Annotated in this window: 19 protein-coding genes and 1 tRNA gene; 11 read left to right on the top strand and 9 right to left on the bottom strand. The window is 67.7% G+C overall.

Features of this window, described 5'->3' with window-relative positions:
* Positions 1-59 precede the first annotated feature (59 nt).
* Both CSW60_RS10600 and CSW60_RS10595 read right to left on the bottom strand, forming a co-directional pair.
* Complete coding sequence (locus CSW60_RS10600) at positions 60-359, bottom strand: DUF167 domain-containing protein (protein ID WP_099537201.1); 300 nt, start codon at positions 357-359, stop codon at positions 60-62.
* Positions 352-666 (bottom strand): YggT family protein, encoded by a 315-nt coding sequence (locus CSW60_RS10595; RefSeq protein WP_099537200.1) that lies wholly within the window; start codon positions 664-666, stop codon positions 352-354. Before CSW60_RS10595 ends, CSW60_RS10600 begins: the two co-directional genes overlap by 8 nt.
* Positions 667-778: 112 nt before the next feature.
* Between CSW60_RS10595 and CSW60_RS10590 the strand changes: the two genes are divergently transcribed.
* Both CSW60_RS10590 and CSW60_RS10585 read left to right on the top strand, forming a co-directional pair.
* A tRNA-Ala gene (locus CSW60_RS10590) sits at positions 779-854 on the top strand.
* A 203-nt stretch (positions 855-1,057) separates the two neighbouring features.
* On the top strand, positions 1,058-2,239 hold the full coding sequence (locus tag CSW60_RS10585; RefSeq protein ID WP_099537199.1) for a carbohydrate porin: 1,182 nt from the start codon (positions 1,058-1,060) through the stop codon (positions 2,237-2,239).
* Positions 2,240-2,257: 18 nt separating this feature from the next.
* Here CSW60_RS10585 and tkt read toward each other — a convergent pair whose 3' ends face one another.
* On the bottom strand, positions 2,258-4,219 hold the full coding sequence (gene tkt / locus CSW60_RS10580; RefSeq protein WP_099537198.1) for a transketolase: 1,962 nt from the start codon (positions 4,217-4,219) through the stop codon (positions 2,258-2,260).
* 212 nt (positions 4,220-4,431) lie between these two features.
* On the opposite strand from tkt, the gene CSW60_RS10575 reads away from it, so the two are divergent.
* Together CSW60_RS10575 and CSW60_RS10570 are read left to right on the top strand one after the other, a co-directional pair.
* Positions 4,432-6,468, top strand: a complete 2,037-nt coding sequence (locus CSW60_RS10575; RefSeq protein WP_099537648.1) for an NAD(+) synthase — start codon at positions 4,432-4,434, stop codon at positions 6,466-6,468.
* Between the two features lie 94 nt (positions 6,469-6,562).
* Positions 6,563-7,873, top strand: coding sequence for a mannose-1-phosphate guanylyltransferase/mannose-6-phosphate isomerase (locus tag CSW60_RS10570; RefSeq protein ID WP_099537197.1), 1,311 nt, complete (start codon positions 6,563-6,565; stop codon positions 7,871-7,873).
* Positions 7,874-7,879: 6 nt separating this feature from the next.
* Here CSW60_RS10570 and CSW60_RS10565 read toward each other — a convergent pair whose 3' ends face one another.
* A complete protein-coding gene (locus tag CSW60_RS10565) occupies positions 7,880-9,040 on the bottom strand; it encodes an AGE family epimerase/isomerase (RefSeq protein WP_099537196.1) in 1,161 nt (386 codons plus the stop codon).
* Positions 9,041-9,142: 102 nt separating this feature from the next.
* Here CSW60_RS10565 and CSW60_RS10560 point away from each other — a divergent pair, with 102 nt between their 5' ends.
* From CSW60_RS10560 to CSW60_RS10545, 4 genes are all read left to right on the top strand, one after another.
* On the top strand, positions 9,143-9,688 hold the full coding sequence (locus tag CSW60_RS10560) for an HAD-IIIA family hydrolase (RefSeq protein ID WP_066687978.1): 546 nt from the start codon (positions 9,143-9,145) through the stop codon (positions 9,686-9,688).
* Positions 9,685-10,566: a dTDP-4-dehydrorhamnose reductase gene (gene rfbD, locus CSW60_RS10555; RefSeq protein WP_099537194.1), complete on the top strand. Its 882-nt coding sequence runs from the start codon at positions 9,685-9,687 to the stop codon at positions 10,564-10,566. The genes CSW60_RS10560 and rfbD overlap by 4 nt, the downstream gene beginning before the upstream one ends.
* Positions 10,567-10,637: 71 nt before the next feature.
* On the top strand, positions 10,638-11,291 hold the full coding sequence (fsa, locus tag CSW60_RS10550; protein WP_099537193.1) for a fructose-6-phosphate aldolase: 654 nt from the start codon (positions 10,638-10,640) through the stop codon (positions 11,289-11,291).
* 140 nt (positions 11,292-11,431) lie between these two features.
* Positions 11,432-11,656: a hypothetical protein gene (locus CSW60_RS10545; RefSeq protein ID WP_099537192.1), complete on the top strand. Its 225-nt coding sequence runs from the start codon at positions 11,432-11,434 to the stop codon at positions 11,654-11,656.
* A 3-nt stretch (positions 11,657-11,659) separates the two neighbouring features.
* Here the strand turns inward: CSW60_RS10545 and CSW60_RS10540 are convergent, their stop codons facing one another.
* Complete coding sequence (locus CSW60_RS10540) at positions 11,660-12,634, bottom strand: mechanosensitive ion channel family protein (protein ID WP_099537191.1); 975 nt, start codon at positions 12,632-12,634, stop codon at positions 11,660-11,662.
* 149 nt (positions 12,635-12,783) lie between these two features.
* On the opposite strand from CSW60_RS10540, the gene CSW60_RS10535 reads away from it, so the two are divergent.
* A complete protein-coding gene (locus tag CSW60_RS10535; protein ID WP_099537190.1) occupies positions 12,784-13,944 on the top strand; it encodes a DegT/DnrJ/EryC1/StrS aminotransferase family protein in 1,161 nt (386 codons plus the stop codon).
* On the opposite strand, the gene CSW60_RS10530 is transcribed toward CSW60_RS10535, so the two are convergent.
* Both CSW60_RS10530 and CSW60_RS10525 read right to left on the bottom strand, forming a co-directional pair.
* Positions 13,941-15,128: an MFS transporter gene (locus tag CSW60_RS10530; protein ID WP_099537189.1), complete on the bottom strand. Its 1,188-nt coding sequence runs from the start codon at positions 15,126-15,128 to the stop codon at positions 13,941-13,943. The two genes, CSW60_RS10535 and CSW60_RS10530, sit on opposite strands and share 4 nt — an antisense overlap.
* Before the next feature lie 88 nt (positions 15,129-15,216).
* On the bottom strand, positions 15,217-16,827 hold the full coding sequence (locus CSW60_RS10525; RefSeq protein WP_099537188.1) for a cisplatin damage response ATP-dependent DNA ligase: 1,611 nt from the start codon (positions 16,825-16,827) through the stop codon (positions 15,217-15,219).
* A gap of 144 nt (positions 16,828-16,971) precedes the next feature.
* Here CSW60_RS10525 and CSW60_RS10520 point away from each other — a divergent pair, with 144 nt between their 5' ends.
* Entirely contained in the window at positions 16,972-17,772 is an 801-nt protein-coding gene (locus CSW60_RS10520; RefSeq protein ID WP_099537187.1) for a DUF4239 domain-containing protein, read from the top strand.
* 64 nt (positions 17,773-17,836) lie between these two features.
* Here the strand turns inward: CSW60_RS10520 and gltB are convergent, their stop codons facing one another.
* Complete coding sequence (gene gltB, locus CSW60_RS10515; protein WP_099537186.1) at positions 17,837-22,360, bottom strand: glutamate synthase large subunit; 4,524 nt, start codon at positions 22,358-22,360, stop codon at positions 17,837-17,839.
* A gap of 18 nt (positions 22,361-22,378) precedes the next feature.
* Positions 22,379-23,827, bottom strand: a complete 1,449-nt coding sequence (locus CSW60_RS10510) for an NAD(P)-dependent oxidoreductase (protein ID WP_099537185.1) — start codon at positions 23,825-23,827, stop codon at positions 22,379-22,381.
* Between the two features lie 229 nt (positions 23,828-24,056).
* Here CSW60_RS10510 and CSW60_RS10505 point away from each other — a divergent pair, with 229 nt between their 5' ends.
* Positions 24,057-24,860 (top strand): undecaprenyl-diphosphate phosphatase, encoded by an 804-nt coding sequence (locus CSW60_RS10505; protein ID WP_099537184.1) that lies wholly within the window; start codon positions 24,057-24,059, stop codon positions 24,858-24,860.
* Positions 24,861-24,904: the final 44 nt, after the last annotated feature.

Raw genomic sequence — 24,904 nt, 5'->3', positions numbered from 1 at the left:
CATGGTTGATCAATGACTTGGCCCAAAGCGGCCGCTTCCGCGCATTGAGCGCGTAACGATCAGGCGCCAAGCTCCGGCGGGCGTGGGCCGAACACGCGCTCAAGTCCGGCCTGATCGACGCCATCGAGCTCCAGCCGTTTGATCCTCGCGGTTTCGCCAGACGCGAGCCTGACGGCCGAGCGCGGGATCTTCAGGGCCTTGGCCAGGAAGGCGATGAGGGCCGCGTTGGCGGCGCCGTCCACGGGCGGGCTGGAGACGCGCACCTTCAGATAAGGTCGACCGTCCGCGTCGAGCGCCCAGCCGTCCGCGGCGTCGCGACCGCCGCGGGGCGTCAGCCGTATGGCCAGGATCTCAGCCAACGACGCCGAGAAGGCTATATTTCAGGGCGGGCAGAAGGATATTTTTCACGCCCGAGATTATGAGCAGTACGATAATCGGGCTGATGTCCACGCCGCCGATGGCTGGGATAATGCGTTGGAACGGACGCAGGATCGGGTCCGTGATCCGATCGAGCACGGTGGCGACGTTGTAGACGAACTGGTTGCGACGGTTGATCACATCGAAGGCGAAGAGCCAGCTCAGAATCGCCGACACAACTATCGCCAGCCAAAGGAGGCCCAAAAGGCTATCGGCGATAAAAAAGACAAATGTGATGATCGCGGCCATGAGTTCCCATCCAGAGGCTCAAGCTTCTTGCCCCGCCAGAACGATGCTGACAAGGCGGTGTGATAACCCCGCTTGACGTGACGGCTCAGGGGCCGTATCTCCGCCGCTCCTTGGGGCCGTAGCTCAGATGGTAGAGCGCCTCGTTCGCAATGAGGAGGTCAGGGGTTCGATTCCCCTCGGCTCCACCAAGGACCTTCCCGAAATCGTATTGTGTCGCGCTGGGACCAGCTAGCAGGCGCGATCGTGGTCAACTCGGCCCAAAGGCTTGTTCTGCCCTGGAGGTCTGCCCTGGAGGTCTGCGACGACGCGCCACACGCGCGTTTAACAGGATTGCGGCGATCGCGACCTAGCATCCTCGTCTGCGCCCAAGGGGTCGGAGCCGTGGATCGGAATGCGCCAGCACAACCATATCACGCTCGGGATAGGAGCTGTCGCCGGCGCGCTGGCGATCAGCGCGAGCGCCGGGGCGACGGAACAAGCTTCGTCCGCTGTCGCCTTCAGCGGCGGCTATACCGTGGACGTGGCGGGCGTGGTCAGCGGCGGGCTCGCCAAGCGCGGTCGGGTGCTGGATGATCTCCAGATCGGCGCCGACGTCGATCTGGAGAAGGCGATCGGCTGGAAGGGCGCCAGGGCGCACGCTCTGCTGCTGAACAACAGCGGCGGCATGCCCAACGATGACGCGGGTACGCTGCAGGGCGTGAACAACATCGAGGTGTCGCGCCAGCGCGCTCGTCTGTTCGAGGCCTGGGTCGAACAAGGCTTTGGCGACAAGGCCTCGGTGCTTGTGGGGCTCTACGACCTGAACAGCGAATTCTACGCCAACGACAGCGCCGGTCTGCTGCTGGCGCCGGCCTTTGGCATTGGCTCCGAGCTGGCGGCCACGGGGCCGAACGGACCATCCATTTTCCCATCGACGGCCCTCTCGGCGCGCGTTCGCTGGACGCCGAACGAACACGTCTATGTCCAGGCCGCGGCGATCAACGCCCATGCGGGGGTGCTTGGCGATCCAGGCGGCGTCTGCACCGAGTTCGAGCACGGTTTGCTGACCATCGCCGAGGCGGGCTGGCAGGGGCGCGGCAAGGTGGCGTTCGGCGCCTGGCGCTACACCAAGAAACAGCCAGACCTCCGAGATGTGACCGCCGCCGGCTATCCGGCCGCCAAGACGGCGCAGGGCGCCTATCTGCTGCTGGAGCGCCAGCTGAGCGGACAGGACGAAGATGCGGCGCGCAAGACGACCGCCTTCGCGCGCCTCGGCCTTTCCGATGGCGACACCACCGCCTTCCGGGGCGGCTGGCAGGCGGGTCTGCTGGTCGAGCGCGTCTTCGAAAGCCGACCGGACAGCGCCTTCTCGATCGGCGTCAACCAGGCCTTCCTGACGGGCAAGTTCCGAGCCAACACGCTCGATGAAGGGCAAGACCTGACGCGCGCGGAGAGCGCCATCGAGGTCACCTATTCCGACAAGATTGGTCCGGTCACCATCCAGCCGGACCTTCAGTACGTTCGCAATCCGGGCGCCGACCGTGGCGTCGGCCACGCCCTGGTCGCCACGGTGCGGTTCGGGGTGGCGTTCTGACGCCACCCCGTCCGGAGCTTAGCTCAGCGCGGCTTCAGCCACGGCTTCGGCGGTGATGCCGAACTTCTGGTAGAGCACCTCGAACGGCGCGGAGGCGCCGAAGCTCTTCATGCCGACGAACTTGCCATCCTCGCCGATGAAGCGCTCCCAGCCCATGCGCACGCCGGCCTCGACGGCGATGCGCACCGGGGCCTTGCCGATGACGGCCGCCTGGTAGGCGGCGTCCTGCTTGTCGAACAGCTCCCAGCAGGGGGTCGAGACGACGCGGGTCGGCTTGCCCTTGGCCTGCAGGATGTCGCGGGCGGCGACGGCGACGCCGACCTCGGTGCCCGAGGCGAAGATCGTCACCTGCGCCTCGCCGCCGTCGGCCGCCAGCAACTCGTAGGCGCCCTTTGCGGAAAGATCGCCGCCCTGGGTGCGCACGTGCGGGGTCTTCTGGCGCGACAGAGCCATGACCGACGGCGTGCGCTGTTGTTGCAGGGCGACCTTCCAGCACTCGGCGGCTTCGACCGCGTCGGCCGGGCGGAAGACCAACAGGTTCGGAATGGCGCGCAGTGAGGCGACGTGCTCGACCGGCTGGTGGGTGGGGCCGTCCTCGCCCAGGCCGATGGAGTCGTGGGTCATCACGTGGATGACGCGGGCCTCCATCAGCGCGCCCAGGCGGATGGCCGCGCGGCTGTAGTCGGCGAAGGCCAGGAAGGTGCCCGAGTAGGGGATCACGCCGCCGTGCAGCGACATGCCGTTCATGGCCGCGGCCATGCCGAACTCGCGGACGCCATAGTGGACGTAGCGACCCTTGTAGTCAGGCGTGTCGAACGCGCCCATGCCCTTGACCAGGGTGTTGTTCGAGCCGGTCAGGTCAGCCGAGCCGCCGATCATCTCGGGGATCACGGGGACCAGGTGATCCAGGGCCGAGCCCGAGTGAACGCGGGTGGCGTTGACCGGCTTGGTCTCGAGGGCCTTGGCGATGTGGGCGTCCAGCGCCTCGAAGGCGTTGGCGGGCAGCTCGCCCTTCATGGCGCGGGTGAAGTCGCTGGCATACGCCGAGGCCGAGAGTTTGGCCTCCCAGGCCTTGCGGACCTTCGCGCCGCGGCGGCCGACGCTCTTCCAGGCCTTGGCGATGTCGTCCGGCACGGTGAACGGCGCGGCGTCCCAGCCCATGGCCTCGCGGGCGGCTTTGATCTGGTCGTCGAACAGGGTGTAGCCGTGGCTGTGGGGGTCGCCTTCCTTGGGACCCGCGCCCTTCGAGATCAGCGTCTTGCACGCGATCATGGTCGGGCGGTCCTGCTTGGTGGCCCAGCGCAGGGCGGCGGCGATCTTGCCGTGGTCGTGGCCGTCGACGACCTTTACGGCCCAGCCGGCGGCCTTGAAGCGGGCGACCTGGTCGCCGGTCTCGGAGATCGTGGCCTCGCCGTCGATCGTGGTGTTGTTGTCGTCGAACAGCACCGTCAGCTTCTTCAGGCGAAGGCGGCCGGCGATGCTGATCGCCTCGTGGCTGACGCCCTCCATCAGGCAGCCGTCGCCGGCGATCACCCAGGTGCGGTGGTCGACGAGGTCATGGCCAAAGCGGGCGGCCAGATGGGCTTCGGCCATCGCCATGCCGACGGCGGTCGCCAAGCCTTGGCCCAGCGGACCCGTGGTGGTCTCGACGCCCGGGGTGTGGTGGACTTCCGGATGGCCGGGGGTCAGCGAACCCCACTGACGGAAATTCTCGATCTCCTTCATCGTCACGGCCTTGAAGCCGGTCAGGTGAAGCAGGGAATAGAGCAGCATCGAGCCGTGGCCGGCCGACAGGACGAAGCGGTCGCGGTCGGCCCAGTCGGGCTTGGACGCGTCGAACTTCAGGAACTTGCTCCAAAGCACCGTCGCCACGTCGGCCATGCCCATCGGCATGCCTTGGTGGCCGGACTTGGCCTTGTGCACGGCGTCCATGGAAAGGACGCGGATCGCGTCGGCCATCTTGATGGGCGAAACGGGCATGGAAGTTCCGTCTTTATCGTTGTTTTGCGGGGCTGCGCGATCGGCGCAGTCGCATGGGAACCCGGAGGGGTCAACCCGCGACAGGGGCTCAAGAGGGGAGCCGATCGCCCGCCGTGGGCGCTATGCAACATGCTCCGCAGGCGTTATAGCTGGAGCGCGCCTTATGCTCACTTTCAGCATAAGGCGGCCGCAAGATGGGAAAGGCCGGTCGCTTGGGTAGTCCGTCGTTCTTCTCGCCCTACCGCCACGGCTTCGTCCGGGTGGCGACCGCCGTGCCGAAGGTGAAGCTGGCCGATCCCGTCAGGAACGCCCAGAGCGTCCTGGCCCTGGCGCGCGAGGCGCACGACGCCGGCGTCGCGGTCATCGTGTTCCCCGAGCTGGGCCTGACCGGCTACACGATCGATGACCTGCTGCAGCAGGAGGTGCTGCTGGACGCCGTCGAGGCCGCGATCGCGACCTTGGCCGAGGAGAGCCGCGCGCTCTCGCCGATGATGGTCGTGGGCGCGCCGCTGCGCGATGCCGGCCGCCTCTACAATACGGCCGTCGCGATCCAAGGCGGTAAGGTGCTGGGCGTCGTCCCGAAGAGCTTTCTTCCCAACTACCGCGAGTTCTACGAGCGCCGCTGGTTCACGCCGGGCGCGGGCGTTGCCGGCAAGACCCTGAACCTCGCAGGCCAGTCTGTTCCGTTCGGGACCGACGTCCTGTTCCGCGCCAGCGGCGCCACGCCGTTCACCGTCGGCGTCGAGATCTGCGAGGACGTCTGGACGCCCAATCCGCCCAGCACGGCTCAGGCCCTGGCCGGCGCCGAGATCCTGCTGAACCTGTCCGCCAGCAACATCACCATCGGCAAGTCCGAGACCCGCCGCCTGCTGTGCGCCAGCCAGTCGTCGCGGGCGATCGCGGCCTATGTCTATTCCGCCGCTGGGGCGGGCGAGAGCTCCACGGACCTGGCCTGGGACGGCCATGTCGACATCCACGAGATGGGCCAGCTGCTGGCCGAGACCACGCGGTTCTCCACCGGGCCGGCGTGGACCTTCGCCGACGTCGACGTCGAGCGGATCCGGCAGGAGCGGATGCGGGTCGGCAGCTTCGGCGACTCCATCGCCCTGGCTCCGCCCAAGGTTCCGTTCCGAGTGATCCCGTTCGATTTCCACGCGCCCGCCGGTGACCTGACCCTGGCGCGCGGCGTCGAGCGTTTCCCGTTCACGCCGTCCGATCCCGCCAAGCTGCGCGAGAACTGCTACGAGGCCTACAACATCCAGGTCCAGGGCCTGGCGCGCCGTCTGGAGGCTTCGGGTCTCAAGAAGCTGGTGATCGGCATCTCGGGCGGCCTCGACTCCACCCAGGCGCTGCTGGTGGCCGCCAAGGCCGTCGATCAGCTCTCGCTGCCGCGCGAAAACATCCTGGCCTACACGCTGCCGGGTTTCGCGACGTCCGACCGGACAAAGTTGAACGCCTGGGCGCTGATGAAGGCCATGGGCGTGACCGCCGCCGAGCTCGACATCCGCCCGGCCGCGACCCAGATGCTGAAGGATCTAGACCACCCGTTTGGCCGGGGCGAGGCGGTCTATGACGTGACATTCGAGAACGTGCAGGCGGGTCTGCGCACCGACTACCTGTTCAGACTGGCGAACCACAACGCCGCGCTGGTCGTCGGCACGGGCGACCTGTCGGAGCTGGCCTTGGGCTGGTGCACCTATGGCGTCGGCGATCATATGAGCCACTACAACCCCAATTGCGGGGCGCCCAAGACGCTGATCCAGCACCTGATCCGCTTCGTGGCTCACTCCGGCGATGTCGACGCCAGCACGACGGCGCTGCTGGAGGACATCCTGGCCACCGAAATCTCGCCGGAGCTGGTCCCCGGTGAAGAGGTGCAGGCGACCGAGAGCTTTGTCGGTCCCTACGCCCTGCAGGACTTCAACCTCTACTATATGACGCGTTATGGCATGGCGCCGTCCAAGATCGCCTTCCTGGCCTGGAGCGCTTGGCATGACATAGACAGGGGCGGCTGGCCGGTGGGACTGCCGGAAAACGCCCGTCGCGCCTACGACCTATCCGAGATCAAGCGCTGGCTGGAACTGTTCCTGAAACGCTTCTTCGCCAATCAGTTCAAGCGTTCGGCCGTGCCGAACGGGCCTAAGATTTCATCCGGCGGCGCCCTGTCTCCGCGCGGCGATTGGCGGATGCCGTCCGACGCCACGGCCGACGCCTGGCTGGCCGAACTGCACGCTGGCGTTCCAGGCTGACGAAAACTCTTCGTTACTGGCGGCTTTCCCTTTAAGCACCCGTCGCAACAACGCCCTATCAGAGGCGAAAGACTAAGGTGTGGGGATATAAGTCTTGGCTGCGATCTATCCGGTAATCCTATGTGGCGGTTCGGGCACGCGTCTGTGGCCCGCCTCAAGAAGCGACCAACCCAAACAGTTCCTGAAGCTGGTCGGCGATCGCTCCTCGTTCCAGGAAACGGTGCTGCGGGTGAAGGATATCCCGGGCGTCGCCGAGGTGGTGGTGGTCACTGGCGAGGCCATGGTGGGCTTCGTCGCTGAACAGACGGCCGAGATCGGCGCCTGGACCACGATCCTGGTGGAGCCGGAAGCGCGGGATTCCGCGCCCGCCGTGGCCGCGGCGGCCGCCTATGTCGAGCGGCAGGATCCGGACGGCGTCGTGCTGATGCTGGCGGCCGATCACCACATTTCCGAGCCAGAGATCTTTGAGCGAGCGGCGCTGGCGGCGGCGCAGGCGGCTGAACAGGGGCTGATCGTCACGTTCGGCGTCCAGCCGACCGTCCCCGCCACCGGCTTCGGATACATTCGTCCTGGGGAGGCGCTGCTGGACGGTTCGGTCCGCGCGGTCGCCGCCTTCGTCGAGAAGCCCGATCAGGCCACCGCCGAGCGCTACCTGCTCGAGGGCTATCTGTGGAACAGCGGCAACTTCGCTTTCAAGGCCGCGACCCTTCTCGGTGAGTTCGAGGCCTTCGAGCCGACCGTCGCGGCCGCCGCCAAGGCCTGCGCCGCAGCCCTTGAGCTCGAGGCGGGCATCGGCCGGCTCGATCGGGAGGCCTTCGCTCAGGCCAAGAAGATCTCGCTGGACTACGCGGTCATGGAGCGGACCCAGAAGGCCGCCGTGGTGCCCGCCGCCTTCGCCTGGTCCGACCTCGGAGCCTGGGACGCGATCTGGGAGGCTTCGGTTCGCGACGGCGAAGGCAACGCCCGTGCTGGTGACGTGGACCTTCATGGCGCGACGGGCGTGCTCGTACGCTCGACCGGCCCCTATGTCGGCGTGATCGGCGTCAGCGACATCGTCGTGGTGGTGGAACCGGACGCCGTGCTGGTCTGTCATCGCAAGGATAGCCAGTCGGTCAAGACGCTGGTCGACGGTCTCAAGGCCAAGGGACGCTCGATCGCCTCGCGCCGCAGCGCCTCGCCGAATGGGACCGAGACCCTGGTCTCCACGGACGGCTTCGACGTCGAGCTGCGGCGCGCCTCGGCGGGCCAGACCTTCGATCTGCCCGCATCCACGGTCCAGCTGCTCGAAGGCGTTCTGGAGATGGACGGCGACGTCTACGCCGCCGGGGCCGTCATCCCGCTGGAGGCCGAGGTGCGCGCTCGCGCTATCGGGGCGGCGACCCTGCTGGTCACCCGCCCGCGATAGTCTCGCTTACGCCCGCGCGCTGATCGTCCTGTCGAGCTCCAGGATCGCCAGGACGATGTGGTAGAAGGAGCTGGCTGGCGCCGGCTCCTCCACGAAGGTCTCGTCGGGCTGGTATTTGTCACGCCATAACCCGGGGACCGGGGTGCGCAGGTAGGCCAGCAGACCCTCCGCGCCAGCGGCGGCCATGTCCCAGTACCTGGCCTCGCCGGTGATCTCGGCGGCGAGCACCGCGGCCTTGATCCGTTCGGTCTGCGGCCACAGGCGCGCGCCGTTGTCGTGGATCGAGAAGTCGTCGAGCAGGGCGTTGATCGCCACGCCGCGCGCCAGATCGACGCCCTTGGCTTCGGCGTCGTCGATCATGCGCAGCGCCGCCTTGGTCGCATCGGCCCGGCCTGCGAGCTTGCCCCAGCGCAGCAGCAGCCAGCCCCACTCGAACTGGTGCCCCGGTTCGCAGATACGACCTTCGACGCCTGGCGCCGCGCTCCAGTCCAGGTCGAAGAATTCGCGAAGCTGGCCGCTTTCGGCCTGGATGAACTTCGACAGGGCGAGTTCGGCGATCTCGTCGGCCAGCGCGCGCCAGGCCGGATCGGCGTCGACCTCGTTCCAGGCCAGCATCGCCTCGAACAGGTGCATGTGAGGGTTCGACTGCAGCGGCGAGGTCGGAGGATTGAAGTTGTGAAAGCCGGCGATCGGGTGCTTGCGCTCCGCGATCAGCTTTTCCCGCACCTCGATGGCGATCGCCCTGGCTTCGGCGGCCCGGGCTGGAAGCGCTTTCGCGACAGCCGCCAGGGCGAACATGGCGAAGGCCTGATCGTAGAGTTCCGCCGTCTCGTCCAGGCTCTCGCCGTTGGGACCGATCAGGGTCCGGAATAGGCCATCGGGGCGCCGGTAGGCGGAGAGGTAGAAGGACAGGCCGTGTTCCACCGCTTCTCGCCAGGGCCCTGTCCAGCCGAGCTCTCCGGCGATCGAGAACGAGAAGATCTGGCGCGGCAGGACCCGACCGCGACGCGGACCGTCCACCGGCGCGCCTTCGAGGTCCAGCTTCTCGAAAAAGCCGCCCTTGTCTTGGTCCGCCCCAACCGTCCACCAAAGTGGGTAGGCCGCCTCGGTCGCCCAGGTCTTGAGGCGGTCGCGCAAGCGGGCGGCGTCGGCGAAGGCGTTCGTCATCGAGGAATTCCCCTGGGAGATACGCCCTTCTAGAGCGCAATCCGTGTCGAGGCCAAGACAGTGGTCTGGCGAATTCCTCTCGCGCGCGGTACTGCTCAAGGCATGACCGGCGCCTCTGATCTTCCGCCCCTGAAGGCTGTTTTCCTGGACCGCGATGGCGTCCTGAACATCGATCACGGCTATGTCTTCGATCCGGCGCGGCTGGACTGGATCGAGGGCGCCCGGGAAGCCGTGGCGGCGATCAGCAAGGCGGGCTTGAAAGTCCTCGTCGTCACCAACCAGTCTGGCATCGGCCGCGGCTATTTCGACGAGGCGGCCATGGACCGCTTTCACGACGCCATGCAGGACCAACTGGCCGAGCTGGGCGGTCAGATCAACGCCTTCTACTATTCCCCCTTCCATGAAGCGGCGATCGTCGAGGCCTATCGCGTGGCTGACCATCCGGACCGCAAGCCTAATCCCGGCATGATCTTGCGGGGTCTGGCCGATTGGAACCTGAAGCCGGAAGAGGCCGTGATCATCGGCGATCGCCACATCGACGTGGAGGCGGGTAACCGCGCCGGCATGCCCGGCTATCTGTTCAAGGGCGGCAATCTGCGGGCCTTCGTCGCCCAGGTGCTCGGCGATCGCGTTCCAGAACTGAAATGAAGATCCTGCAGTTCGGCGGGACCGGGCAGGTCGCCACCGCCGTCCGGGCGGCTGCCCGGGATGGGGTCGAGATCATCGCCCTGTCCCGCGCCGAATGCGATCTTGAGAACGTCAGCCAGATTCGGAAGGTGATCGAGGCGGCGGACTGCGATCTCGTCCTCAATACGGCCGCCTTCACCCAGGTCGACCCCGCGGAGTCTCGGCCCGATGAAGCCTTCGCGGTCAACGCGACCGCGCCGGGCGTGATGGCGGAGGCCTGCGCGGCGCGGGGTCTGCCGTTCGTCCATCTCTCGACCGACGCGGTGTTCGATGGGCGGACCGACCGCCCCTATGTCGAGACCGACGAGGCGCGGCCGATCAATGTCTACGGGCGCTCCAAGCTGGCCGGGGAGCAGGCGGTGCGGGCCCATCCCCGCACGGTCGTGCTGCGCGTCTCCTGGGTCTTTTCCCGCTACGGCCGCAACTATGTCAGCTTCATGCTGCGGCTGGCGCGGGAGCGTGACGTTCTGAAGGTCGTCGCCGACCAGTTCGGGACGCCGACCGATGGCGAGGCCCTGGCCGCGTTCCTGGTCGCGACCGCGCCGCGCTGGGCGGCCGCGCCGTCGGGCGATCCGGCGTTCGGCCTCTTTCACTTCGCCAACGCCGGCGAGACCAGCCGTTTCGACTTCGCCAAGACGGCGATCGATCGCGATCCGCGGGCGCGCGCCCAGATCGAGCCGACGACCCAGGCGGCCTTCGCCGAGCCCGCGCCAAGGCCGCCCCGTTCACCGCTCGACACCGCCAAGTTGCGGGAGATGTTCGACTTCGAGCCGGAACCCTGGCGCGTGGCGGTCGAACGTACGGCGGATCGACTGATCGCGTCGGATCTGACCGTCTAGCGGCTGGCGTCCCGCCCGCGCGCGCGATAAACCCGAGGCGAGTTCTCCAAGAAAATCCAGCGCGAGCGACCATGCAGATCTTCCTCGACAGCACCGACACCAAGGTCATCGCCGACCTGGCCTCCACCGGCCTGATCGACGGCGTGACCACCAACCCGACCCTGATCGCCAAGTCGGGCCGGCCGATGCTGGAGGTGATCGCCGAGATCTGCGACATCGTCCCAGGCCCGATCAGCGCCGAGGTCGCCGCGACCACCGCCGACGCCATGATCGCCGAAGGCCAGAAGCTGGCGAAGATCGCCCCGAACGTCGTGGTGAAGATCCCGCTGACGCGCGACGGTCTGATCGCCTGCGCCGCCTTCGCCGACGAAGAGATCAAGACCAACGTCACCCTATGCTTCTCGCCCACTCAGGCGCTGCTGGCCGCCAAGGCCGGGGCGACCTTCGTCTCGCCGTTCATCGGTCGCCTGGACGACTACGGCTTCGACGGCATGGACCTGATCCGCGACATCCGCACGATCTATGACAACTACGGCTACGAGACCGAAATCCTGGCCGCGTCGGTGCGCAACGCCAGCCACGTCAAGGAAGCCGCCATCGTTGGCGCCGACGTGGTGACGATCCCGCCGGCCGTGTTCACGGATCTTTACAAGCACCCGCTGACCGACAAGGGCCTTGAGCAGTTCCTGAAGGACTGGGCCTCGACGGGACAGTCCATCCTGTAAGGCGTTGTGTCGCTTCCGGGCGGGCGTTTCGCTCGCCCGTGAGGCGATCAAGTGATCACAGTTTATTTCGCAATGGCGAAGCTGGTTCGCAGTGGCGAGTTCGCGCGTTAAAAGTGGTCCGCTCACAGAGGGCCACGCTCATGGTTCCCCATATCGCCGAGACCGAAGTCCGCCTTGCCGGCCCCGAAGAGGCCGATCGGTTCTCGCGCTTCCTGCACGACTTCCTGTCCGACAACGGCTTTCCGTTCGTCATCATCCACGACGCGCCCGAGCGTCTGGGACAGCTTCGGCGCGTGGTGTTCGAGGAGGCGGCCTTGAGTTTGAAGTTCGCGCGGGAATGGACCGACTGCCACGGCGCGGCCTGACGCTTAAGCCTCGCGCGGCCCGGACCGCGTCGACCGCTTCCGGCGCGTCTTGATCAGGCCCAGCAGGTGATGCTCGCCCTCGCCGGGCATGGCGGGAGAGGGGTCTGTGGCTCTGGAAGGGCGCGGGGCCGGCAGGTCGACGCGCTCGGGGTCTTCGGCCAGCAGGTGGGCCGAGAGCATCAGATCGGTCTTCACGGGACCGAAGTCGGCCGCGGAGGTCCAGACCCTGATCGCCGCCTGGGCGAAGACCTCCGAAAGGTCGGTCACCTCGATCATCGGCGCGGGCTCCTTGCGGATGCGAGGATCGTTCTCGGCGCGCTCGCGCAGACGCTTGAGCACCATCATGAGGTCGGTCTTCAGCGGCACCTTGAACAGGACATCGGCCCGGCGATGACGGTGGGTCGAATAGTTCAGGATCACATCCCCGAACACCTTGCTGTTGGGGATCATCACCTTGACGTTGTCCGGCGTGGCGATCTCGGTGAACAGCAAATCCAGCGACTTGACCGTGCCCTGGCGGGTCGCGGTCTCGATCACGTCGCCGACGCGATAGGGCCGGAACAGCAGGATCATCACGCCCGCCGCCACGTTCGACAGCGCCCCTTGCAGCGCCAGGCCGATCGCCAGAGAGGCCGCGCCCAGCACCGCCAGGATCGAGGTGGCCTGAACGCCCAGCTGCTGCAGCACGGCCACAAGGCCGACCGCGATCACCGCATAGCGCGCCAGCGAGGCGCTGAAGCTTTCCAGCGTGGGGTCCGGCGCGCTCCGGTGTACGCGGCTGAGCGTCCGTCGCATGAACCGCGCCGCCCAGCCCGCGACCCAGAAGGTGACCGCCAGGATCAGGCCGGCCACCACGAGATTGACGGCCAGCTTGCCCAGCCAATCCAGGAAGTGGCCGAACATGGTCTCGTCCGCCTTGACGTTCATCAGCGACGGCAGCGGCGTGGTGGCCGGGATCGGGCTAGGCTTGGTCTGCATGAAGGTCTCGATAGGCGCCCCCGCGCGTCCAGGTCAACGGCAGGGCTGGTCTATGGTTCCGCTTCGGAGGGGCGGGTCAAGCCAGTGGAAACAGTCGGTTACATCAATTGGCTCGAATTCGTCATGAACGAAGACTAAGAGCGCCGCCCATGAGCATGCCCTTCATCGACCTCGGCGCGCAGCAACGCCGGATCCGCGACAAGATCGACGCCGCCATCGCCAAGGTGCTGGATAGCGGCGCCTATGTCATGGGCCCGCAGGTGCGGGAGTTCGAGGCCAAGCTCGCGGAGTTCGGCCAGGCCAAACTGGCCCTGTCCTGCGCGAACGGCACCGACGCGATCGCCCTGCCGCTGATGGCGTGGAACATCGGCCCCGGCGACGCGGTGTTCTGTCCGTCCTTCACCTTCGCGGCGACGCCGGAAGTCGTGCCGTGGGTCGGAGCCACGCCGGTGTTCGTGGACGTGCTGCCCGACACCTACAACCTCGATCCGGCCAAGCTTGAAGCCGCCATCGCCGGGGTGAAGGCCGAGGGCAAGCTGACGCCCAAGGTGGTCATCGCCGTCGACCTGTTCGGTCAGCCCGCCGACTATCCGGCGATCAAGGCGATCTGCGACCGCGAGGGCCTGAAGCTGATCGCCGACAGCGCCCAGGGCTTCGGCTGCACGCTGGACGGCAAGCATCCGCTGCACTGGGCCGATGTGGCCACTACCAGCTTCTTCCCGGCCAAGCCGCTGGGCTGCTACGGCGACGGCGGCGCGGTGCTGACCAACGACGCCACGCTATGGGACCTGATGGACAGTTACCGCGTCCACGGCAAGGCGGTCGGTCCTGATCTGGCGGGCAAGACCTTCGACCACGACCCCAAGTACCTGAACACCCGCATCGGCATGAACTCGCGCCTGGATACGATCCAGGCCGCGATCCTGATCGAGAAGCTGGCCATCTTCGCCGAGGAGATCGCGCTGCGCCAGGCTGTGGCCAACCGCTACGCCGAGGGCCTGAAGGGCGCGGTGATCTCGACGCCCGCGGTGATCGAGGGCGGGGTGTCGGTCTGGGCCCAGTACGTGATCGAGCATCGCGATCGCGACGGCTTGGCCGCGCACCTGAAGGCCCACGGCGTTCCGACGGCGGTTTACTACCCCGTCCCGATGCACGTTCAGGCGCCCTACGCCGCTTTCCCGCGCGGCGCGGGCGGCCTGCCGGTCACCGAAGCCAAGGCCGAGACCGTGCTGGCCCTGCCGATGCATCCCTATCTGGGCGAGGCCGACCAGCAGAAGATCATCGACGCGATCCGGTCGTTCGGAGCCTAGGCAGCCTTCAGCGTGCGGCGGCGAGCCAGGTTGACCAGCTGAAGGACGGTCGCCGCCGCCGTCAGGCCTACGCCCAGGGCGCAGACGCCGGTCCATCCGGCGCTCTTCCAGGCGAAGGCCGCCGCCGCCGAGCCGGCCGCGCCGCCCAGGAACATGCCGCCCATGAAGACGGTGTTGATCCGCGAGCGGGCTTCGGGCCGCAGCGCGTAGACGACGTGCTGGTTGGAGACGAGGGCGCTCTGCACCGCGAAGTCCAGCAGGATGACGCCGGCGATCAGGCCCGGAATGGCGTTGCACAGGCCGAACACCAGCCATGAGATCAGCGCCAGACCCGCCCCAAGCGCGATGATCGGGCGCGGGCCCCGCTTGTCGGCGATGCGGCCCGCCAGGGGCGCGGCCAGGATCCCCACGGCGCCGATCACGCCGAACAGACCCGCCACGTCGGCGCCGAGGTGGAAGCGCGGCTCCTGCAGGTGCAAGGCCAGGGTGGTCCAGAAAGCCGTGAAGGTGGCGAAAAGCAGAGCTTGAGTGGCGACGGCCAGGCGCAGTGATCCGAATTCCCCCCAGAGCCGTCCTAGCGACGCCAGCAAGCCGCCATACGATAGGCCAGCCTGCGGATGGCTGCGAGGCAACTTCAGCGCCATCCAGCCGCCGGCGGCCAGGGCCATCGGCGCGCCAAGCCAGAACATCGCACGCCAGCCGGCGTGCTCGGCGACGAAGCCGGCCAGCGTCCGGCTCAGCAGGATGCCGCACAGCAGGCCAGCCATCACCGCGCCGACCGTGGCTCCGCGACGGTCCGGCGAGGACAGGTGGGCGGCGAACGGCACGATCTGCTGGGCCACGGTCGAGGCCGCGCCCACGAAAAGCGAGGTGACGATCATCAGGCCGGCCGTCGGCGCGATGGCCGCCGCGACGAGCGCCGCCGCCAGCGCCAGGAACTGCAACACGATCAGCCGCCGGCGCTCGATCAGGTCGCCTAGAGGCACGAGCAGGAACAGGCCCGCTGCGTAGCCCAGCTGGGTGGCGGTCGGCACCATCGCCGTCAGTCCGCTGGGAACGTCGCGCAGCATCAGACCCAGCATTGGCTGGTTGTAGTAGATGTTGGCGACGCCGATCCCGGTGGCCGCCGCCATGGCGAGGGTCAGGCCACGGCTTAGTCCGCCGGCTTCCGAAGCTTGGGTCATGCGAGACTCCCAGCGAACGCCCAAGGCTGACCGGGCTATGGGTCGAGGCGACGCTTGGCGGCCTATATAGGCGCTCGCGCCGCAACGCCTAGTCGAGCATGGCTTCCAGCGTGGCGAGCTCGTCGGCTTCGCGGGACGGCTTGTCCCAGCGGATGCGGTTGATGCGCGGAAAGCGCATGGCGACGCCCGACTTATGCCGGGTCGAGCGTTGCAGGCCTTCGAAGGCGACCTCGAAGACCAGGCCGAACTGGAGATCGGCCCGCACCGAGCGCACGGGGCCGAAGCGCTCGATCGTGTGGTCGCGGACGAACTTGTCGATCTGCTTCAGCTCCTCGTCCGTGAAGCCGAAATAGGCCTTGCCGACGGGAGTCAGGCTGCGCCGCCCCTCCTCGTCCTCGCGCCAGACGCCGAAGGTGTAGTCGGAATAGAAGCTGGAGCGCTTGCCGTGGCCGCGCTGGGCGTACATCAGCACCGCGTCGATCAGGTGCGGGTCGCGCTTCCATTTGAACCATGGCCCCTTGGGACGGCCGGGCTCGTACACGCTGTCGCGGCGCTTGAGCATCAGGCCTTCGGAGAGACGCGCGTCGCCTTCGGGCGGATCGAGGCGCAGGGCGGCCAGTTCTTCCCAGCTCGCGAACGGCTGGAGGGGAGACAGGTCGATCCGTGTGGTCTTCAGCCGGCCGACGAAGGCCTCCAGCCGGGCGCGCCGCTCGACGAAGGGCAGGGCGCGAAGGTCCTCTTCGCCGTCCAGCAGCAGGTCGTAGGCCCTAATTCCGGCTGGAAAGTTCGCCAGTTGCTTGCTGTCCACGGTCTTGCGGTTCAGACGCTGCTGCAGGTCGCCGAATGGCGCGAGAGCGCCGTCGCGCAGCACCAGCAACTCGCCGTCGATCGCACCTTCGAAGTCGAGAGCGTCGAGCACATCGGGGAAACTGGCCGAGATGTCGTCGCCGGTGCGGGTGTAGAGCCTGCGCTCGCCCCGTTCGCTGACCGCCTGGACGCGAATGCCGTCCCACTTCCATTCGGCGACATAGTCGGCCGGGTCGAGCTTGGCGAAATCGACGGCCTCGTCGATCGGCTGGGCCAGCATCACCGGCCGGAAGCGACCGGGGGCGTCGGGCGAGGGCCGTTCCGAGCGCCCTTCCAGCCAGGCGAAGAGGTCGCCATAGGGCGGCTCCATCGCGTGCCAGACCTCCTCGATCTCGCCGATCTCGACGCCGCCGAAATTGGCGCAAGCCTGCTTGGCGAGCCGCGAGGAGACGCCGACCCGCAGGCCGCCCGTCATCAGCTTGAGCAGCGCCCAGCGGCCGTCCGGATCCAGAGCGTCGAGCCAGCCCTCGATCAGCCGCTGGACCTGGGCGCGAGACGCAGAGTGCAGGGCGTCGATCACCTCGGAGAGCTCCGGCGGACGGTTGGCCCCCGGTTTCGCGGGCCAGACCAGGGCCACGGTTTCGGCCAGGTCGCCGACATAGTCGTAGGACCAGCCGAACAGCTGGGCGTCCATCCGAGCCTCGACGGCCTTGCGGATGAAGGTCGGCTTGGCGGCGTTGAACGACAGCGCCCCCGTCAGCGCCGCCAGGGCGTAGCCGCGATCCGGGTCTGGCGTCTGGCGCAGATGGTCCTCGATCAGGGTCAGCTTGGCGTTGCGCGAACTGGTCAGGGACAGCCGGTCGAGCAGGTGGGCGAAGGCGCGCATGGACATGGAATGTCGGACGGCTCCGTTCGTTCAGCTCGCCGCATAACGCGGGTTCAACGCTCCGTACGCAAGGACCTAGCTACGTCGGCCAGCGCTTGCCAGATGCTCAAGCTTGACCTGTAGTTCGCACAACATGGGTCGGAGGTCGTTATGCTCAACCTGTCCGCCTTGCCGCTGCCGTTTTTGGGAGCGGCCTTGGCCGCCGCTCTCCTGCTGTCGCAGGAAATCGGCTACCGCAGCGGTCAGCGCATAGGCGCGCGCGATGAGACCGCGGGCGCTGGGCACCTGCTGTCGGCGGCGCTGGCGCTGCTGGGCCTGCTGATCGCCTTCACCTTCTCGATGGCGTCCGATCGCTACGAGGCGCGCCGGGCGCTGGTCCTGGCCGAGGCCAACGCGCTGTCGACCACCTATCTGCGGGTCCAGGCGCTGGACGAGCCGTACCGCGGCCGGCTGAGCCAGGGCGTCGTGGCCTATGGCCAGGCGCGACAAGATTTCTTCTCGGCGGGCGAGGACGCGCGCAAGCTGGCCGCCGCCAGCGCCGAAACCGACGCTCTGCAGGCGCGGCTCTGGGCGGATCTGATTCCGGCCCTGCGCGCGGCACCGACCGCCACGATCAATCCGCCGATTCTGCAGACCACCAATGAGCTGTTCGATTTGGCCGCCTCACGCCAGGCGGCGCTGGAGGCCCACGTGCCGGACGCCATCCTCCGTTCCCTGATTGTCTACGCCTTGGTCGCGGCGGCGATGCTGGGCTACGGGATGGCCTCGGCGGGGCGGCGGCACATGGTGGCGTCGCTGGCGCTGTTTATCCTGGTCTCCCTGGCGGTCACGCTGATCATCGATCTCGACCGGCCCCGCGCGGGATCAGTGACCATCTCCCAGGCGCCGTTCGCCCGCACCCTCGAAGGCTTGAAGACGCTGGAAGCCGCCGGGCTTCGCGCGCCGCGCTGAAACGAGAACCGCCGCGAGAGCGATCAGACTCTCGCGGCGGCTCGGGTCTTCAAGTCTTCAACGATCAGGCGCGTTGGTGAACCGCCTCTTCCGCCGCCAGAGGCTGGGGTAGGCGATTGACCATCTCTTTCGGGCAGACCTGCCAGAACTGGTCGCGGACGCGGTCCCAGTCGCGCAGCAGGGTCGCGGCGAACACCGAGTCGGTCTCGCGGGCGTGCTCGGCGATCAGCGAGCGCAGCACGCCTTCCCAATAGGGCGAGGCCAGGCGCTGAACGAGGATGCTGTCCGGGTTGATGTTGGCCTGGAAGCGATCGTGCTGGTCGAGCACGAAGGCCATGCCGCCGGTCATGCCGGCCCCGAAGTTGTTCCCCGTCGGGCCCAGGATCACCACCTGGCCGCCAGTCATATACTCGCAGCCGTTGGCGCCGCAGCCCTCGACCACCGTGACGGCGCCCGAGTTACGGACCGCGAAGCGCTCACCGGCCTGACCCGCCGCGAACAGCCGGCCCGAAGTGGCGCCGAACAGCACGGTGTTGCCGATCAGGGCGTTGGTCTCCGGCGCCGCGAGGCCGCGTGCGGGCTTGATCACGATCGTCGCGCCCGACAGGCCCTTGCCGACATAGTCGTTGGCCTCGCCGGTCAGCTCGATGCGCAGGCCCTGGACGGCGAAGGCGCCCAGGCTCTGGCCGGCCGAGCCCTTGAGCTGGACCGTCAGGTGGCCCGAGGGCAGGCCCTTCATGCCGAACTTGCGGACGATGTGGCTGGAGGTGCGCGTGCCGATGGTGCGAGCGGTGCTGCGGACCGTGTAGGTCAGCTGCATCTTCTCGCCACGCTCCAGCAGCGGGGCGGCGTCGCGGACAATCTGGGCGTCCAGCGTGTCCGGCACCGCGTTGCGGCCCTCGACCGTGCAGTACGGCTTGTTCGCGCCTGGATCGGCGCGGACCAGCAGCGGGTTGAGGTCGAGGTCGTCGAGGTGCTCGCCGCCGCGGCTCACCTGGGCGAGCAGGTCCGTGCGGCCGACGATTTCCTGCAGGCTCTTGAAGCCCAGGCCGGCCAGGATCTCGCGCACCTCTTCGGCGATGAACGTGAACAGGTTGATGACCTTGTCCGGCGTGCCGGTGAACTTGGCGCGCAGGGCCTCGTCCTGGGTGCAGACGCCGACCGGGCAGGTGTTCGAGTGGCACTGGCGCACCATGATGCAGCCCATGGCCACCAGCGAGGCGGTGCCGATGCCGAACTCCTCGGCGCCCATCATGGCGGCGATGACGATGTCGCGGCCGGTGCGCATGCCGCCGTCGGCCCGCAGGACGACGGAGTGGCGCAGGTTGTTCAGGGTCAGCACCTGGTTGGCTTCCGACAGGCCCATCTCCCAAGGACCGCCGGCGTACTTCACCGAGGTCTGGGGTGAGGCGCCGGTGCCGCCGACGCCGCCGGCGACCAGGATCACGTCCGCTTTCGCCTTGGCGACGCCGGCCGCGATCGCGCCGATGCCGGTGGCGGCCACCAGCTTCACCGTGACCCGGGCGATCGGGTTGATCTGCTTCAGGTCGTAGATGAGCTGGGCCAGGTCCTCGATCGAGTAGATGTCGTGGTGCGGCGGCGGGCTGATCAGCATCACGCCCGGCGTCGAGTGACGCAGGCGGGCGATCATCTCGGTGACCTTGAAGCCGGGCAGTTGGCCGCCCTCGCCGGGCTTGGCGCCCTGGGCGACCTTGATCTCCAGCTCGACGCACTGGTTCAGGTACTCGGCCGTGACGCCGAAGCGGCCTGACGCCACCTGCTTGATGGCGCTGTTGGGGTTGTCGCCGTTGGGCAGCGGTTTGTAGCGCGCGCTGTCCTCGCCGCCCTCGCCCGAGACCGAGCGGGCGCCGATGCGGTTCATGGCGATGTTCAGGGCGCCGTGGGCCTCGGGGCTGAGGGCCCCCAGGCTCATGCCGGGCGTGACGAAGCGCTTGCGGATCTCGTTCACGCTCTCGACGTCGTCGGTCGAGATCGGGTTGCGGTCCGAGCGCCAGTCCAGGAGGTCGCGCAGCTGGATCGGCTTCTGGGTCCGCAGGCCGTTGGACCAGCGGCGATAGAGCTCGTAGTCGCCGGTGTCGCAGGCCGTCTGCAGGGTGTGCATCAGGCGGGCTTCGAAGGCGTGGGCCTCGCCCGAGCGACGGGCCTTGTAGAGACCGCCGACCGGCAGGGTGACGGCGGGCGTCCCCCAGGCCTTGCGATGCAGCTCCACCGCCTTGCTTTCGATGCCGGCTAGGCCGATGCCCGAGATGCGCGAGGGCATGCCGGGGAAGAACTCGGCGGCCAGGGCCCGCGACAGGCCGACGGCTTCGAAGTTGTAGCCGCCGCGGTACGAGGAGATGACGCTGATGCCCATCTTGGAGATGATCTTCAGCAGGCCGCCCTCGATGGCCGTCTTGAAGTTGATGCAGACGTCACGCAGCGTCTTTTCGCCGACCAGGCCCCGCTCCAGGCGGTCCTGGAAGCTTTCCTGGGCCAGGTAAGCGTTCACGGCCGTGGCGCCGACGCCGACCAGCACCGCGAAATAGTGCGTGTCCAGGCACTCGGCCGAGCGGACGATGATCGAGACGTACGAGCGCAGGCCCTTGGCGACCAGGTGAGCGTGGACGCCGCCGGTGGCCAGGATCATCGGCAGCGCCACGCGGTCGGCGGCGCTGTTCTCGTCGGTCAGCACGATGGCGCCGCAGCCGCGCAGGACGGCGTCCTCGGCTTCGGCGCGGATGCGGTCGAGGTTGGCGCGCAGGGCGTCGCCGGCGCGGGCCTCGGCGGCCGGCAGCGGCATGGTGCAGTCGATGACCGCGACGTTCTTCTCGCCGAGCAGCGCATGGACGCGCTCGTACATGCCGGTGGTCAGCACGGGGCTTTCCAGCACGTAGACGTCCGCCTGGGCCGCGTCCTGGGCGAGGATGTTGCCGAGGTTCTTGAAGCGGGTCTTCAGGCTCATGACGCCGGTCTCCCGCAGGGGGTCGATCGGCGGGTTGGTCACCTGGCTGAAGTTCTGGCGGAAATAGTGGCTGAGTGGACGGTACTTCTCCGACAGCACCGCCAGCGGCGTGTCGTCGCCCATCGAGCCGACGGCTTCCTTGCCCTCCTCGACCATGGGGGCGAGGATCATCTCCAGGTCTTCCAGGCTATAGCCGGCGGCGGCCTGGCGACGGGTCAGCTCCTCGCGGCCGTACTTGCGCGGCTCGGGGCCGGGGCCGATCTCCTTCTCGAGATCGACCATGTTGCCCAGCCACTCGGTGTAGGGGTGGCGGCCGGCCAGTTCGTCGATGATCTCGTCCTCGCCGTAGAGGCGGCCCTCGGCCAGGTCGATGGCGATCATCCGGCCCGGCGAGATCGCCAGCTTGCGGGTGATGCGGCTTTCCTCGACGCCGCACATGCCGGCTTCCGAGCCCATGATCACCAGGCCATCGTCGGTATAGGCCACGCGCAGCGGGCGCAGGCCCGAGCGGTCCTTGCCGGCCACGACCCAGCGGCCGTCGGTGGCGCACAGGGCGGCCGGACCGTCCCACGGCTCCATCACGGCGTTGCAGTAGGAATAGAGCGCCTTGTGGGCGTCCTTCATCTTCGGGTTGGAGGCCTCGGGCACCAGCAGGGCCTTGGCCATCGGCGCGTCGCGGCCGGCGCGCACCAGCACCTCGAAGGTGTTGTCGAGGTTGGCGCTGTCGGAGCCGCCCGGCTGGATCACCGGCTTCACGTCGTCCCCGAACTCGCCGAAGGCCTGGGCGGCCATCTTGATCTCGTGGGACTTCATCCAGTTGATGTTGCCCTTGATCGTGTTGATCTCGCCGTTGTGGGCGAGCATTCGGAAGGGCTGGGCCAGGCGCCACTGCGGGAAGGTGTTGGTCGAGTAGCGCTGGTGGAAGATCGCCACCGCCGCGGCGAAGCGTTCGTCCTTCAGGTCGGGATAGAACTCGTCGATGTGTTCGGCCAGGAACATGCCCTTGTAGATCAAGGACTTGGCTGAGAACGAGCAGATGTAGAAGTCGGTGATGTTCTGGCTGTGGACGCGCTTTTCGATGCGCTTGCGGCACAGGAACAGGGCGCGTTCCAGCGCCTCGCCTTCAAGGCCGGCCGGACCGGCCAGCATGATTTGCTCGATTTCCGGACGCGTGGCGTTGGCCTTCTCGCCGATCACGGCGGTGTTCACCGGCACCTGGCGCCAGCCGTAGATGTAGAAGCCGAAGCGCAGGGCTTCCGCCTCGACGATCGTGCGGCAGGTCTCCTGGGCGCCCAGGTCTGTGCGCGGCAGGAACACTTGGCCGACGGCGATCGGCCCCGGACGCAGGGCGTGGCCGGTGCGGCGCACCTGATCGACGAAGAAGTCCTGCGGGACGCTGACCAGGATGCCCGCGCCGTCGCCGGTCTTGCCGTCGGCGTCGACCGCGCCCCGGTGCCAGAGGGCCTTCAGGGCCTTGATCGCCAGCTCGACGACCTCGCGACGCGGCTGGCCGTCGATGGCGCAGACCAGGCCCACGCCGCAGGCGTCGCGCTCGGTCGACGGATCATAGGCGTGGCCGTCGATCAGGGTCTGGCGGTTCTTCAGATAGAGGTCCATCGCGGTCATGGTCTTGGTTCCTCTCTCTTATTCCGCCGCGATCAGCGCGGGCGCGCCGACCTTGGCCTGCAGGTAGCGGTGGATGGCGTCTGCGGCGTCGCGGCCGTCCTTGATCGCCCAGACGACCAGCGAGGCGCCGCGCACGATGTCGCCGGCGGCGAACACGCCGTCGAGATTGGTCATCTGGTTGCGGACGTCGGCCTTCACGGTGCCCCAGCGGGTCACCTTGAGGTCCGGCGCCGACCACAGTTCGGGCAGGTTCTCGGGCTCGAAGCCCAAGGCCTTCACGACCAGCTGGGCCGGGCGATCGAAGTCGCCGCCGGGGATTTCCTCAGGGCTCTGGCGGCCCGAGGCGTCCGGCGCGCCCAGGCGCATGCGGATGGCGCGCACGCCCGTGACGGCCTCGGCCTCGCCCGACAGGGCGCGCGGGGCGGCCAGCCATTCGAAGGTGACGCCTTCTTCCTCGGCGTTGGCCACTTCGCGCATCGAGCCGGGCATGTTGGCCTTGTCGCGGCGATAGAGGCAGGTGACCGAGGCCGCGCCCTGACGGATGGCCGTGCGCACGCAGTCCATGGCGGTGTCGCCACCGCCGACCACGACGACGTCCTTGCCCTCGGCGTTCAGCTCGCCGGAGTCGTAGGCCGGCACGCTGTCGCCCAGCGACAGCCGGTTGGAGGTGATGAGGTAGTCCAGCGCGGGCACGACGCCTTTGCTGCCGCCGCCGGGCACGGTCAGGTCGCGCGCGGCGTAGACGCCGACGGCGATCAGCACCGCGTCGTGCTTCTCGCGCAGCTCTTCCAGGGTGGCGTCCTTGCCGACCTCGAAGCCCAGCTTGAACACGACACCGCCATCGGCCAGGCGCTTCGTGCGGCGCTCGACGACGTCCTTCTCCAGCTTGAAGCCGGGGATGCCGTAGATCAGCAGGCCGCCGGCGCGGTCGTGGCGGTCATAGACGGTGACATCGTAGCCGGCTTCGCGCAGCTTCTCGGCCGCAGCCAGGCCCGCGGGGCCCGCGCCGATCACGCCGACCGACCGGCCGCGCGGCTCGCCGGCCGCGAGCGGCTTCACCCAGCCGTTCTCCCAGGCCTTGTCGGTCAGGTAGCGCTCGACCGAGCCGATCGTCACGGTGCCGTGACCCGACTGCTCTATCACGCAGTTGCCTTCGCACAGGCGATCTTGCGGGCAAATCCTGCCGCAGACTTCCGGCATGGAATTGGTCGCCTGCGACAGGGCGTAGGCTTCTTCCAGGCGGCCCTCGGCCGTCATCCGCAGCCAGTCGGGGATGTTGTTGTGCAGGGGGCAGTGGGTCTGACAGAAGGGCACGCCGCACTGCGAGCAGCGCGAGGCCTGCTCAGTCGCCTTGGCGTCGATGAAGTCGGCGTAGATCTCGTGGAAGTCGCCGGAACGTTCGGCGGCCGCGCGCTTTTCGGGCGTCTTGCGGGGCACCGTGATGAATTTCAGCATGCGCTCGGCCATGCGACTTCCCTCGTCATCCCTGGCGGGAGAAAAATTGCTCTGGCGGGCGTCTTACGGACTCTTTAGGGCAATAAGAATGTGTTGGTCAAAAATATAGACTTATATATCCCTGGGGAAGGTGGGGATTTTGAGACCAAGTCGCATCTGACCTGAAAAATAGTCTACTTTGTGGATTTACGACCTGTTTACCGTGTCGGGCGCACGCCGGACGCTTACTTGGAGCCGAAGCATGCCTGACTGGTTGAGCGCCATTATCCTGGGTCTGGTCGAAGGCCTGACGGAGTTCATTCCCGTCTCGTCGACCGGCCATCTGCTGCTGACCAAGACGGCCATGGGGCTGAAGGATCCGTCCTGGGACACCTTCATCGTCCTGATCCAGCTAGGCGCGATCCTGGCGGTCGTGGCGCTCTACTTCCAAAGGCTCTGGAACGTGGTCATCGGCCTGCCGACCCGACCCGAAGCGCGGCGGTTCGCGCTCAGCGTCATCATCGCGGTCATCCCGGCCTTCGCGGCGGGTCTGCTGCTGCACGACGTGATCAAGACGCTGCTGTTCGAGAGCCCCTTGCTGATCTGCTGGTCGCTGCTGATCGGCGGGGTGATCCTGCTGGTCATCGACAAGAAGGCCCCGCCGGCCGTCGATCACGACGCCATGGCGCTTCCGCTGCACAAGGCGCTGATCGTGGGCCTCTTCCAGTGCCTGTCGCTTGTGCCAGGCGTGTCGCGCTCGGGCTCGACGATCGTCGGGTCGATGCTGTTCGGCATCGAACGGCGCGCGGCCGCCGAATTCAGCTTCTTCATGGCGATCCCGATCATGGTCGGGGCCTTCGTCCTCGACGTCTACAAGAACCGCGACGCTCTGGACGCCGGCCACGTCAGCATCGTCGCCATCGGCTTCGTCGTCTCGTTCCTATCGGGCCTGGTGGTCGTGAAGTACATGCTGGACTTCGTCGGCAAGCGGGGCTTCGCGCCCTTCGCCTGGTGGCGGATCGTCGTCGGCCTGGGCGGCCTGGCGGTGCTTTACCTGCGCCACTAGGGCAGGCTTTTCCGGAAACAAAAAGGGCGGGCGCCGCGCGGCGC

The organism is Caulobacter sp. X (assembly GCF_002742635.1).
GTDB lineage: Bacteria > Pseudomonadota > Alphaproteobacteria > Caulobacterales > Caulobacteraceae > Caulobacter.
The sequence above is the reverse complement of the archived record's forward strand: the minus strand, read 5'-3'. Positions and strand labels throughout refer to the sequence as shown.